Below are 12473 nucleotides of genomic sequence, written 5' to 3'. Positions count from 1 at the left end.
CCGGCCACGGCGCTCAGCGGCTCGCCTGGTCCCTCTCGTGGCGCGCCTGCTCCCGCACGACGTCGAAGAGGCGCGCCGCGTCGAGCAGCGAGGCCGTGAGCCGGCCGAACTGGATCACATCGCCGACCGCGACCTCCGCCGGCTCGTTCTCGGAGAGCAGCTTGCCGTTCACGCGGGTCCCGTTCTGTGAGCCGTTGTCGATGAGCACGAGCTGCCCCTGCGCGTTCTGCCGGAAGTGCGCGTGCAGCTTCGAGACCGACGGGTGGCGCAGCACCACATCGCAATTGCGCGTGCGGCCCACCGAGATCTGATCGGGATACGGATTGCCCTTCGCCTTGACGACCTCGAACACCTCGCTGGTCGGACCGGGCGGAGGCGGCGGCTTGCGGTGCGCCGCGGGCGAGGCGGCGACCGTCCGGAAGGCAAATTGCTGGTTGTCCACACCAGCCTCGGACACCACGAGGAGCAGGTTCGTCACCCTGCGGACGAAGCGGTCCCGAGGCATCAGACGCGCTAGCTCGATGATGTCCCCTGATTCTTCCACGATGCGCCGAGTATAAGCCGATCCCGAGGAGCGGAACGTGGGTGAGCGTACTTTGCCGCAGCGACACGCCCACATCTCTGCAGCGCGGTCTCGCGGCCACCATTGCGCTGGCGCACATCGCGTCTCCACCGCGCGGCGCCTCGAGCCAGAATCGGTGTTCCGATGTAAGCGCACGTGGTGCCCTGGGGGCGCACCACCCCTGTTTCTCGCGGCGCGGTCGCGCCTCGGCACCGATGCGGCGGCCCGCCGGGCAGACCGCGCTCGAAAACGCCGCGACCTGGCGTACCTTCCGCGCCCATGCACGCACTGGTTCGTGGACGCATCTCGGTCAACCCGCGCGGCTTCGGGTTCCTGAACATCGAGGCCTCTCCGGAGAAAGGAGGGGCGCCGGGCAGGCCGCCCTTGGTCCCGGCGACCGCCTTCATCACGCCGCCCGACCTGAACCCGTTCCTCGACGGCGACGTCGTGGACGCGGTCATCGTCGAGGCGGAGCCGGGCCGCTACAGCGCGTCGCAGCTCGCCCTCGTCCATCGCGATCGCGCCGAGCTCTTCGGGACGGTCGTGTCGCACGCGAAGCGGCCGCACCTCCGGGTCGATCGCCTCGTCTCCAACACGGACTGGCCGTTCAAGCCGGGCGCCGCCGACGACCTCGCCGAGGGCACCGCGGTGGTCGCCGTCATCGAGGGCGCGGCGGTCGTCCCGGCGCGGGTCGTCGCCCCGGGCGCCGATCTCGGCATCGAGCGCTGCCTCGCCCGCAACGGCGTGCGCGCCGTGTTCCCGGGCGAGGTCGTCGAGGCGTCGCGCGCGGCGGCGGCGGCGGTGTCGATCGAGCGCGAGCTCGCGCGCGGCCGCCGCGACCTGCGCGAGCTCACCACGGTCACCATCGACGCGCCCGTCACCACCGACATCGACGACGCGCTCGCGGTGCTGCCGGCCGGGCCCGACGGCGCGCTCCGCGTGTTCGTGTCGATCGCCGACGTGGACGCGTTCGTCCAGGAGGGCTCGCCGCTCGATCTCGAGGCCCGCGCCCGCGGCACGAGCGTCTACCTCGCCGGGCGCGTCATCCCGATGCTCCCCGAGTCGATCTCCAGCGAGGCGGCGAGCCTGCTCCCGGGGGTCGATCGGCTCGCGATCACGGCCGAGCTGCGCGTCGATCCCGAGGGCGGCGTCACCGCGATCGATCTCCACGAGAGCGTGATCCGCTCGCACGCCCGCCTCTCGTACGACGCCGTCGAGGAGTTCCTCACGACGGGCCGATCCACCGGCATCCCCGAGGCGGCGTGGCCGGTCGTGCGCTGGCTCCGCACCGCGGCCGCGCGGCTGTCGACGGTCCGCGCCGCGCGCGGCGGCGTCGAGCTCGACCGCGATGAGGCCTACGTGACGCTGGACGCCGAGACGCGCGAGCCGACCGGCGTCTCGCCGCGCTCGGACACGGGCGCGCACCGCCTCGTCGAGCGGCTGATGGTGGCGGCGAACGAGGCCGTGGCCAGCTGGCTCGTGGCGCGCGGGCTCCCGTGCGTCTTCCGCGTCCACGACGAGCCCACCGAGGAGCGCGTCCGAGCGCTCGAGCACTTCGCCCACAACTTCGGCGTCGAGGCCGGGTTCGGCCCGCGCCTGAGCCCCCTCGGCCTCGCGGCGTTCGAGGCGCAGTACCGCGGCTCGGAGCTCGCGCCCGCCATCCGCACCGTGCTCGGCAAGGCGCTCGGCCCGGCCCGCTACACGGCCGCCGGGGGCCTGCATTTCGGCCTCGGCGCCCCGCTGTACCTGCACTTCACGTCCCCGATCCGCCGCTATGCCGACCTCGCCGTGCACCGCGTCATCAAGGGCTACCTCCAGGGCCGCCGCGATCAGCGCGTGGACGCCGAGGCGCTGGCGTCGCTCGCCCACCACCTGAACGCGCGGGCGCGCAGCGCCGGCAAGGCCGAGACGGAGCGGCACCGCATGCTCGTGGCGCGCCTGTTCGCCTCCCGGATCGGCGAGGAGATCGAGGGCAACATCGTGTCCATCAAGCCGTTCGGCCTCGTCGTCCAGATGGTCGAGTCCGGCGCGACGGGCACGATCGCGGTGGAGGCGCTGCCGGACGGCCCGTACCGGCTCGACGCCGCCGCCCAGGCGCTCGTCGGCGCGAGCCGCCGCTACGGCGTCGGCGAGCCGATCCGCGCCGCCATCGCGTCGACGAACGAGGAGCTCGGCCGCGTCGACCTGGTCCCCGCGGGCGCCCGCGGCGCCGCGTGACCCGGGCCGCGGCGCGCGCCCGCGGCCGCGGCTCACGGCGCGCGCGCCGCCGCCGCTCGCGGCCGCGGCCCCCGGCGGCTACGGCGACAGGCTCACGACGAACGCGTCGGTGCCGTTCGCCGCGTGCTCACCGAGGCCGAAGTCGATCCGCCCTTCGGCCGTGCCGCAGAGCACGATGGCGCGGTTCACGGGCGAGATGGCCGCCGCGTTCGACTTCTGGTTGCCGGCGGCGCCGAGCACCTTCCCCCAGAGCGTCTTGCCCTGCGGGTCGAGCTTCGCGACGAAGGCGTCGAAGCCACCGCCGCTCCGGAGCGGCTCGTCGCCGAGGGCGATCACGCCCTGCGCCGCGCCGGTGACCACCACGTTGCCGGCTGCGTCCGCGGCGATCGCCATGCTCTCCTGCGAGCCGTCGCCGGCGAACGACCGCGCCCACGTGGGCGTGCCGTCGGGGGCGAGCGACACCACGAACGCCGTCTGTGCGTCGTTGGCGTGGAGGCTCAGCTCGGGGCCGAAGTCGAGCTCGCCCAGGTACGTCCCCGTCACGACCACCGCGCCGGACGGGGTGACGGCGATCCCGGAGCCCGCCTGCGAGGCCGTGTCCCCGTAGTCCGAGAGCCAGACGCCGTTTCCGCTGCTGTCGAGCTTGAGGACGAACAGGTTCGGCCCGAGCCCGGTGTTGCGCACCTGCCGGCTCCCGACGATCAGCGTGCCGTTGTACCGGCCGGTGAGGAACACGCTGCCCTCGGCGTCGACGGCCACGCTGGTGGCGAACTGGTTCGAGGTGTCCCCGTAGATCCTGGTCCACAGGACGGCGCCGAGCGGATCGTACTTCCGCACGAAGATGTCGGTGCCGCCCTCGCTGCTGGCGCAGACCGGGAGGGGCGGCGCCGAGCAGAGCAGCGATCCGCTGAAGTAGCCGGCGATCACGACGTTGCCGGCCGTGTCCACCGCGATGGAGCGCAGCGTCTGATCCGCGCTGTCCCCGATCTGGCGCGCCCAGCCGGGGGTGCCGTCTCTGTCCAGCGTGGCCACGAAGCTGTCGAGCGCGTTGACGCTGCTCAGCGTCGCGCCGCCGAACGTGAACGACCCGTAGAACGTCCCGCCGATGACGAGCTTGCCGTCGGGCGTCACCGCGAGCCCGTTGAGCGTCTCGGCGCCGCTGCCGCCGAACCTCGCGCTCCAGCGGTGGGCTCCGGTCGCGTCGAAGCTCGCGACGTACACGTCGGCGGTGCCGATGCTCACCAGCGTATCGTCGCCGAACTTGATCGTCCCCGAGAAGGTGCCGCCGATATAGATGTTCCCGTCCGCGTCGACGCCGACGCCGGTCGCGCTCTGGATGTTCGGGTCGCCGTAGAGGGCCGACCAGAGCGGCGCGCTGCAGGCGAAGCCGTCGCAGTCCTCGTCGGTGTCGTCCGCGCACGTCTCGGTCGCCGGGGTGACCTCGCCGACGCACGGCCGCCACGACGTCCCCGTGATGTCGCACATCTGGAGCCCCGGCGCGCAGAGCCCGACGCCCTTCGTGTCGTCCGAGCCGCTGTAGCAGGTCTCGATCTGGCCCGGGGTGCACACGCACCCCGCGTCGGCCTCGTTCGTCTCGCCGTCGCAGTCGTCGTCCAGGGTGGTGCTGCAGTCCTCGAGCTTCGGGACCACGGCGCCCTCGCAGTCGCCGAAGCCCTGGCCGTCCGGCAGGCACCTCCGCACGCCGGCCGCGCACACGCCGACGCCCTCGGTGTCTGCAGGGCCGGGATAGCAAGCCTGCTCCTCACCGGCGCTGCAGAGCGGCGCGCCTCCGGTGCCACCGCCGCTGCCGCCGCCGCCGCCGCCGGCGTCGGGCCTCGGGTTGAAGGGCACCGGGTCCGAGCACGCGCCAGGGAGCATGAGCACGAGCGCAGACCCGACGAGCATCGATCGAGCGCGCAGGGTTGTCCTCGTGACCAGCAGGGGATGGAGCTCCATGTTCGGCGATGTTGACGTCAGTCCTGATGTGGCTTTTTCGTCTGGCGCTTCTTCTTCAAGTCGATGACGATCGTGCTGACGGGCGGCGGCGCGCTCGGTGAGGCGCCGGGCGGGTCCGGGCGCATCGTCTCCTCCGGCGCCTCGAGGGCGCGCGGCGGCTCGTCGGCGATCTCGGAGGGGGAGAGCTGGGTGGGCTTGACGCTCGCGCTCTGCGCGGGGAGCAGGTCGTGCTGCTGGACCGCGTCGCCCTTGGGCTCGTCGCGGAGCGCCATCCACACCGCGACCACGCTCGCGATCACCAGCGCCACGCCGCCGATCGCGAGCAGGATCACGAGCTTCGGCGGCTGCGTCGGCGGAGCGCGGCGCGGCGCCCATCCGGCGGCCGGCTGCTCGCCGTAGGGGGCGCTCGGGGCGTGCTGCGACGCGGGCGCGCCGTAGGACGCGCCGGTGCTGTGCAGCGAGGCCGGCGCGCTGTGGGGCATGCTGGCGGCGTGCGACGCGGCGGGGGCGCCGTAGGAGGCGCCGGTGTTGTGGAGCGACGCGGGCGCGCCGTGCGGGGCGCTCGGGGCGTGCGGCGCGGCGGGGGCGCCGTAGGAAGCGCCGGTGTTGTGGAGCGAGGCGGGGGCGCCGTAGGAGGCGCCGGTGTTGTGGAGCGAGGCGGGGGCGCCGTAGGAGGCGCCGGTGTTGTGGAGCGAGGCGGGGGCGCCGTAGGAGGCGCCGGTGCTGTGGAGCGCGGCGGGGGCGCCGTAGGAGGCGCCGGTGCTGTGGAGCGCGGCGGGCGCGCTGTGGGGCGCGCTGGCGCCGTGGAGCGACGCCGGCGCGCCGTGCATTCCGGCGTGGCCTGCTCCGGTGTTGTGCAGGGCCGACGGCGGCCCGTTCGGAGCGCCGGGGCCGATCTGCGCGAGGCTCGGATGGACGCCGCGCGCCTGGGCGGCATCCATGGCGCTCGCGCCCTGGGCCCCGGGCGCCGCCACCGTGGCGGCCTCCCACGAGGTCGTCGCTCCGCCGGGGCCGGGATCCGGCCCGATCGCGGGCGCCGACCCCATCTCGTTCCACCTCGCGCCCGAGGGGGCCGCCGGCCGCGGCGGCGGCTCGGCCGGCGCCTCCATGGCGGCGGGCGCCGCGAGCATCGGCGAGGGCTGCGGCGCGCCCGCCGACGGCGAGTCCCCCGCCGCGAGCCGCGCCGACGCGAACGGCGGCGGCTCTCCGCGCAGGAGCGCCCGCATGTCCGCCTGCATCGTGCGGGCGTCCGGGTAGCGCCGGTCGCGATCGAACGCGAGCGCCCTGTCCACGAGCGCGCACAGCCCCGGCGGCGCCTCCGGCGCGACGCTCGCGAGCGGCGGCGCCGCCATGGTCGCCATCTTCACGAGCAGCTCGGACTCCGTGCGCGCCTCGTGGATGCGCCGCTTCGCGATCAGCCGGAACATCGTCGCGCCCGCGGCGAAGAGGTCCGCCCGGTGGTCGACCGAGATGCCGCGCACCTGCTCCGGGGCCATGTACGACACGGTCCCGAGCGTCGCGCCCGTCCGGGTCCGCATCGCCGTCTTCACGCCGTCGCGCATGCGGGCGATGCCGAAATCGAGCACCTTGAGGCGCCCGGTCCGCTCGACGAAGAGGTTGTCGAGCTTGATGTCGCGGTGGATGATCCCCTGCTCGTGCGCCGCCCCGAGCACGTCGAGCAGCTCGTCCATGAGGCGCAGCATCTCGCCCGTCTCGACGTGGCCGAGCCGCTGGAGCCTGTCGGCGAGCGACTCGCCATCGAGGAGCTCCATGACGAGGAACGGCGCGCCGTCCTCGGTCATGTCGATGTCGCGGATCTCGACCACGCCGGGGTGCCGAAAGCGATTGACCGCCTGCGCCTCCCGCTCGAACCGGGCGCGCAGGTCCTTCGAGCGCGCCACCTCGGGGTGGAGGATCTTGATCGCCTCGCGCCGCCCGATCTTGTGGGTCGCGGCGTAGACGGCGGCCATCCCGCCGATCCCGAGGAGGCGATCGATCGTCCATTTGCCCCGCAGGGTCGTCCCTACGCGCCTCTCGCAGGCCGCCCGCTCGTCGTCCATGCCCCGATCGAATGTCACAGCGCGCGGGATCGAGGTCAAGGTGAGAGCCGCGGCGGGGGCGACATCGGTTCACTTCCCGTGCCTTCCCGGCGCCGACGAGCCTGCCACCGGCCCTGGCTCAATCGGGGATCGGGTACACCCCGTCGCGCACCCAGGGATCGATGGTCGGCCGGAACGCCGCCTCGGTCCGGAGCCCCGCCAGCACGGACGCGAGCCCCCACTGCAGCCGATTCACGAACGTGAAGTCCTGCGGCATCTTCGGCACGTGGGGGATGGTGGGCATCTTCTCTCCTTCCTTGAAGGTGAGCCCCCGGATGCCGCGGGTCAGGTAGGCCACGGTCTCGCGCGCCTTCTCCGGGGAGCACTTCCAGGTCCCGTGCGTGCACAGCGGGACCATGAGCTCCATCGTGTAGCTCCGGTAGAGATCCCAGCTCTCGTCGTTCGGATCGTAGCCGAGCACCTCCACGCAGGCGCGGTCGAACTCCTTCCAGTCCGCGTCCATCGCGGCGCGCATGTAGCGCTTCATGCCCGCCACGAGGTCGGGCGGGAGCTGCTTCACGCAGCCGAAATCGAGGATCGCGACCCGGCCGTCCTCGTAGAAGCGGTAGTTGCCGGGGTGCGGATCGGCGTAGAGCCAGCCGTACCGCAGCATCGAGCGGAAGGTGAAGCGCCAGATGGAGAGGCCCGCGCGGTTCTTCGCCTCCTGGCTGCCGCGCTCGCAGAACTCGGCGTAGCTCATGCCGTCGACGAACTCGAGCGTGATGATCCGCCGCGTGGTGAGGCTGTGGTGGATCCGGGGGATGTAGACGTCCTCGTCCCCGGCGTTCATGCGGCGGAACAGGTCCGCCATCTCGGCCTCGCGCGCGTAGTCGAGCTCGGACAGGAAGACCTTGCGGAGCTCGTCGACGGTCTGCCGGGCGTGCAGCTTCTTGGCGATGGGCGCCATCATCGCCTCGAGCATCGAGACGCTCTTCAGGTCGTTCTCGATGGCCCTGTCCATGCCCGGGTACTGCACCTTGACGGCGACCCGCTCCCCCGCCTTCGTCGTCGCCCGGTGCACCTGCCCGATGCTCGCCGCGGCGAACGGCTCGCGCTCCCAGGCCGCGAACACCTCGTGGGGCGGCGTGCCGAGCTCCTGGATGACCATCTGCTCCGCGGCCTCGGGCGACAGGGGCGGCGCCTTGTCGAGCAGCTTCTTCAGCGTGGCCTGGAACTTCTCCTCGTACCCCGGCGGCGCGAGCCCGTCGATGTAGCTCGCCATCTGCCCGAACTTGAGCGGCAGGCCCTTCATCTCGCCGAGCGTCTTCAGCATCGCCTCGGCGGTCTTCTTCACCTCCTGGGTCATCTTCCGCCGCGCCTCGGCCTCTTCCTCTTCGGTCCGCGGCCCGCCGAGGGCGCGCTTCGCGCCCTCGATGGCGAACGGGAGGGTGCGGGGCGCGAGGCCGGCGAGGCGCGCGAGGCGCCCGAGCTTGGAGGTCGGCGGTTTGTCTCTGGGCTTGTCGTCGGCCATGCGGACTGACTCGTTAGGGTAGCGTTGGTCGGCGCGGAGCGGTCATGCGCCGACGCGGCGCCTCGGGGCCGCGCGGATCTTCGGAACCGGCCACAGGGACACGGTGTTCCTCAGCTGCTGAGCCTGCTCCGGGGAGATGTCCCCCTCCACGTGGACCCGGGCCTTCCGGTCCTCGACCACGACCCGCACCGCGCCCCGTCCGACCGGCGCCGCGCGGAGGACGTCCGTGATGTCGTCGAGCAGGCGCTGGGGCAGCCGGCCCCGGAGCAGCCGGACGTTGCGCCCCTCGACGCGCACGTAAAATAGCTCGTTCGCGCGGAGGAGGGCCACGGCGAGCGGCACGACGACGGCGAGCAGGGCGAGGGGGATCAGGAAGGACATGGCGGGCCGCCCACGACGAGAGCGCCTCCCCCCAGGCTCACCCGCGGCGTCCGGATCGTGAGCCCGCGCCGGCCGTTGTCAACGCTGGCCGCGGTGGGCTCTCGGCGCCCGCGCGCCCGCGAGCGCGCCTGCGGGCGCGGTCCGGGCCGGGGGCCCTGGTCAGGGCGGCGCGCGGTGCCTACCTTAGGACCCCATGACGAGCGCCGCGCCCCAGCCTGCCTCCATCGACCCGCGCCTGGATCTCCACGACGAGATCAGCCGCCTGAAGCGGGAGAGGAACGCCGTCCTCCTGGCCCACTACTACCAGGACGGCGAGATCCAGGACCTCGCAGATTTCCTCGGCGACTCGCTCCAGCTCGCCCAGCAGGCGAAGAAGACCACCGCGGACGTCATCCTGTTCGCCGGCGTGCACTTCATGGCCGAGACGGCGAAGATCCTGAACCCCGAGCGCATCGTCGTGGTGCCCGACCTGCAGGCCGGCTGCTCGCTCGCCGACGGCTGCCCCGTCGACCGCTTCCGCGCCTGGCGCGCCCGGTACCCCGGCGCGGTCGCGATCTCGTACATCAACTGCTCCGCCGAGGTGAAGGCGGAGAGCGACTACATCTGCACGTCGTCGAACGCCGAGAAGATCGTCCGCGCGATCCCCGAGGGGCAGGAGATCCTCTTCGCGCCCGACAAGAACCTCGGGCGCTGGCTCATCGAGCGGACGGGCCGCCCGATGCGCCTGTGGCAGGGCAGCTGCGTCGTGCACGAGACGTTCAGCCTGCGCAAGATCATCGCGCTGCGCGAGCGCCACCCGGACGCGAAGCTCATCGCGCACCCGGAGTGCGAGGAGCCGATCCTCCGGATGGCCGACTACATCGGATCGACGACCGCGCTGCTCAAGTACACGGTCGCGGACGATGCGGCGAAGTACATCGTCGCGACCGAGAGCGGCATCGTGCACCAGATGCGCAAGGCGTCGCCGCAGAAGGAGTTCATCGAGGGGCCGCCCGAGGGCAACTGCGCCTGCAACGAGTGCCCCTTCATGCGGCTCAATACGCTCGAGAAGGTCTATCTCGCGCTGCGCGACCTCGCCCCGCGCCTCGAGATGGCGCCCGAGCTGCGCGAGCGCGCGCGCATCCCGATCGATCGCATGCTGGCCCTCAGCTGAGCCCGCCGCGCGCCTCACCGCCTCGGGCACGCGTGGCGGTGCAGGGTGCAGATGTTGGTCCGCTCGCACGCCGTCGACATCGTGAGATCGCGGCAGGGGCGCCCCTTCTCGTGGGGCCGCTCCCGCGTCGCGCGGACCGGGTGCGGGCGCGGCTCGTGGGCCACGGCGCAGTCGTGGTCCCCCTCGCACGGCACGGGCAGCACGCGGAGCAGCGCGCACGCGCCGGCGTCGCAGTAGCAGACGATCCCCTGGTCCGTGACGGGCGGCTGCCGGTTCAGCCGGGGATCGGCGCCGCAGCGCTCGCTCGCGGGGTCGTAGCCGCAGTCCGCGTCGACCGCGCACGTGGTCGGGAACGCCTGCTCCCGGGGCTGCGCGGCGTCGTCGCCCGCCCTGGCCGCCGCCGGGTCGTCGCTCTGGCCTTCCGCGCTCGCGGCGCGCGCCGTCCCGACGCCGTCGCGCTGCGAGCGCGGCGCCGGCGCAGGCGAGCGCGCCGCCGGCGCCGCGGGCGCTCGCGGCGGCGCCGGCGGGCGCCCCGGGGCCGGATCGCCGCACGCCGCGAGGGAGAGCGCGGCGGTGAGCAGGAGGCGCCTCGCGCGCTCGCTCACCGCGGCGATCACAGCACCAGGGAGAGGCCGAGGGTATGGATGAACGAGCCCCGCGCCTGCGGCAGCCCGCCGATGGTGCGCCGCCGCCCCAGGCCGTCGATGGCCTGGGCCTCGCGCGTGGCGTCGCCGCCCCGGCCGAGGAGGAAGGCCCCCGAGCTCTCCAGCTCGATCGTGAGCCAGTTGCGGATGAGGTCGAACGACACCCCGAGCCCCAGCGGGATGGCGACGTAGGAGCCGCCGCGCTCGCGGATCGTGAACTCGCCCCCGGGATCGGAGACCCGCATGCGATCGAAGTCGAACCTGTCGTAGCCGACGCCGACCGAGATCCACGAGCGGGCGCGCTCGCCGAGCGGCAGCGTCGGCGCGAGGCGCGCGCCGAGCGCGAGGGCGCTCGCCGCGGGCGCGCCGTCCTCGCGCGGCTCTGCCGTGATCGCGCCGGGCTGCCCGAGCGCGCCTTGCTGCATGGCGAGCTCGTGCCGGGCGAGCACGACGAAGGCGGAGAAGCGCAGGTGCTCGACGATCTCCCAGCGCGCGTGGATCCCGAGCCCGATCGCGGGCTCCAGGCGGACGCGCGACAGGCGGCCGGCGTCGTCGCGCGTCCCGAGCCAGCTGACGAGGGCCGCGTCCGCCCCGATCTCGACGTGCCGGCCCCACGGCAGGCGCGGCGGCGGGGGCGCGGGCGGCAGCGGCGGCCGCGGCGGCTTCGCGGGCTCCTCGGCGCCGGCGTCCTGGGCGGGCCCGGCGGTCTCCGGCTCCTCGGCGCGCGCGGTCGCGGCGCAGGCGAGCGCGACCGCGCCCGCCGCCATGCCTCGTTGCACGAGGGCGCGAGCGGTTCGCATGCCCGCCCTTGTAGCAGGCTTTGGCGGCGGCCGGTCCCCGAGCTGCGGAGCCGCGCGCCCCGCGGCTCGATGCCGCGGAGCCGCGCGCCCCGCGGCCCGCTCCCGCGGGGCCGCCGCGCGCCGGCGCCCCCGGCGGCGCTCGCCCTCGGGCGGGTGGCAGGGGCCCGCCGGGTCGGGCAAACTCGCGTTCATGCGTGCAAAGCTCCTCGTCTCCCTGTCAGTCCTGGTCCTCGCGCAGCTCGGCTGTTCCGCCGAGCGCAAGCCCGACAGCGAGCCGGCTCCCGCGGCTGCGCCCGCGCCTGCCGCCGAGGGCGCCTCGCCGATGCAGGCGTCGGCGTCGGGGATCTCGCCGCTCCAGAAGAAGCAGTTCGGCGCGCCCATCACGGAGACCTCGACCACGCCCCTGCCGGCGCTGCTCGAGGATCCGGCCAAGTTCAGCGGCAAGACGGTGCGGACCGAGGGCGTCGTCTCCGCCGTGTGCAAATCGATGGGCTGCTGGATGGAGATCGCCGACGAGTCCGGCAGCGCGCACATCAAGATGGCGGGGCACAGCTTCTTCGTTCCGAAGGACGCCTCCGGCCACCGGGCGGTCGTCCAGGGCACGATGGTCACCGGCGAGGCCGAGGAGGGCGCCGCGTGCGGCGCCAAGGACAACTGCCGGGGCGAGGCGGAGAAGCAGACGGGACGGGTCGCGAAGATCGAGCTCGAGGCGACCGGCGTGCAGTTCCTGGACTGACGGCGGGCGGGCGCGGCTGCTCGTCGCGGCGCTCCGGCCGCCGCGACGATCCCTGCGCGCGGTGCGCGCGCCCAACGCGTCGCCCAGCTCGTCGAAAGCGCGCCGCCCAGCTCGTCGAAAGCGCGCCGAAACCGCCGCCGGACGAGGCCTTCGAAGAGCCCTGCCAACGAAGCCGGTCGCCCTCTCGAAAAAAGTGCTTGCGCATCTCGGCGAGGGGACGTAGAAAGCGCGCCCTGTTCGGGACGCGCTGCTTCGGCGGCGGCCCGACGGGAAAGCTCCGGGAGAGCGGCTCGTCATGCGGGCTGAGCGACCGGGGCCGTCCGTCACCCCGTTACCGGCGATCTCTGCCAGGCGGGGAGTTTCAGCGAAGCGACGCTTCAAAGAAACTTCGATGACGGGTTGACGAAGGACGGAAGTGGTAGCATATACCGCCCCGTTCTCCGGACGGAAGCCG

Annotated in this window: 10 protein-coding genes; 3 read left to right on the top strand and 7 right to left on the bottom strand. The window is 73.5% G+C overall.

The features are described from left to right. Positions 1–13 precede the first annotated feature (13 nt). The gene (locus tag WME83_RS43030) at positions 14–505 is read right to left on the bottom strand and encodes an FHA domain-containing protein (RefSeq protein ID WP_437315508.1); all 492 of its coding nucleotides are present in this window, start codon (positions 503–505) and stop codon (positions 14–16) included. A gap of 336 nt (positions 506–841) precedes the next feature. On the opposite strand from WME83_RS43030, the gene WME83_RS43025 reads away from it, so the two are divergent. Beyond that, a complete protein-coding gene (locus WME83_RS43025; RefSeq protein ID WP_437315507.1) occupies positions 842–2779 on the top strand; it encodes a ribonuclease R family protein in 1938 nt (645 codons plus the stop codon). Positions 2780–2857: 78 nt separating this feature from the next. Here WME83_RS43025 and WME83_RS43020 read toward each other — a convergent pair whose 3' ends face one another. From WME83_RS43020 to WME83_RS43005, 4 genes are all read right to left on the bottom strand, one after another. Further along, the gene (locus WME83_RS43020) at positions 2858–4735 is read right to left on the bottom strand and encodes a hypothetical protein (protein WP_437315506.1); all 1878 of its coding nucleotides are present in this window, start codon (positions 4733–4735) and stop codon (positions 2858–2860) included. Positions 4736–4752: 17 nt separating this feature from the next. After that, the gene (locus tag WME83_RS43015) at positions 4753–6795 is read right to left on the bottom strand and encodes a protein kinase domain-containing protein (protein ID WP_437315505.1); all 2043 of its coding nucleotides are present in this window, start codon (positions 6793–6795) and stop codon (positions 4753–4755) included. Positions 6796–6913: 118 nt separating this feature from the next. Further along, positions 6914–8305, bottom strand: a complete 1392-nt coding sequence (locus tag WME83_RS43010) for an ABC1 kinase family protein (protein ID WP_437315504.1) — start codon at positions 8303–8305, stop codon at positions 6914–6916. Between the two features lie 42 nt (positions 8306–8347). Further along, positions 8348–8686 (bottom strand): DUF3634 family protein, encoded by a 339-nt coding sequence (locus tag WME83_RS43005; RefSeq protein ID WP_020740483.1) that lies wholly within the window; start codon positions 8684–8686, stop codon positions 8348–8350. A gap of 193 nt (positions 8687–8879) precedes the next feature. Here WME83_RS43005 and nadA point away from each other — a divergent pair, with 193 nt between their 5' ends. After that, positions 8880–9839, top strand: coding sequence for a quinolinate synthase NadA (gene nadA / locus WME83_RS43000; protein WP_437315503.1), 960 nt, complete (start codon positions 8880–8882; stop codon positions 9837–9839). Positions 9840–9853: 14 nt separating this feature from the next. Here the strand turns inward: nadA and WME83_RS42995 are convergent, their stop codons facing one another. Together WME83_RS42995 and WME83_RS42990 are read right to left on the bottom strand one after the other, a co-directional pair. Continuing rightward, positions 9854–10444: a hypothetical protein gene (locus WME83_RS42995; protein ID WP_437315502.1), complete on the bottom strand. Its 591-nt coding sequence runs from the start codon at positions 10442–10444 to the stop codon at positions 9854–9856. Between the two features lie 8 nt (positions 10445–10452). Beyond that, a complete protein-coding gene (locus tag WME83_RS42990; protein WP_437315501.1) occupies positions 10453–11283 on the bottom strand; it encodes a hypothetical protein in 831 nt (276 codons plus the stop codon). Between the two features lie 190 nt (positions 11284–11473). On the opposite strand from WME83_RS42990, the gene WME83_RS42985 reads away from it, so the two are divergent. Then, complete coding sequence (locus WME83_RS42985) at positions 11474–12019, top strand: DUF4920 domain-containing protein (RefSeq protein ID WP_437315500.1); 546 nt, start codon at positions 11474–11476, stop codon at positions 12017–12019. The last annotated feature ends 454 nt before the right edge of the window (positions 12020–12473 follow it).

Origin of the sequence: Sorangium sp. So ce385, assembly GCF_051474135.1 — a bacterium.
Taxonomy (GTDB): Bacteria; Myxococcota_A; Polyangia; order Polyangiales; family Polyangiaceae; genus Sorangium; species Sorangium cellulosum_D.
The sequence above is the reverse complement of the archived record's forward strand: the minus strand, read 5'-3'. Positions and strand labels throughout refer to the sequence as shown.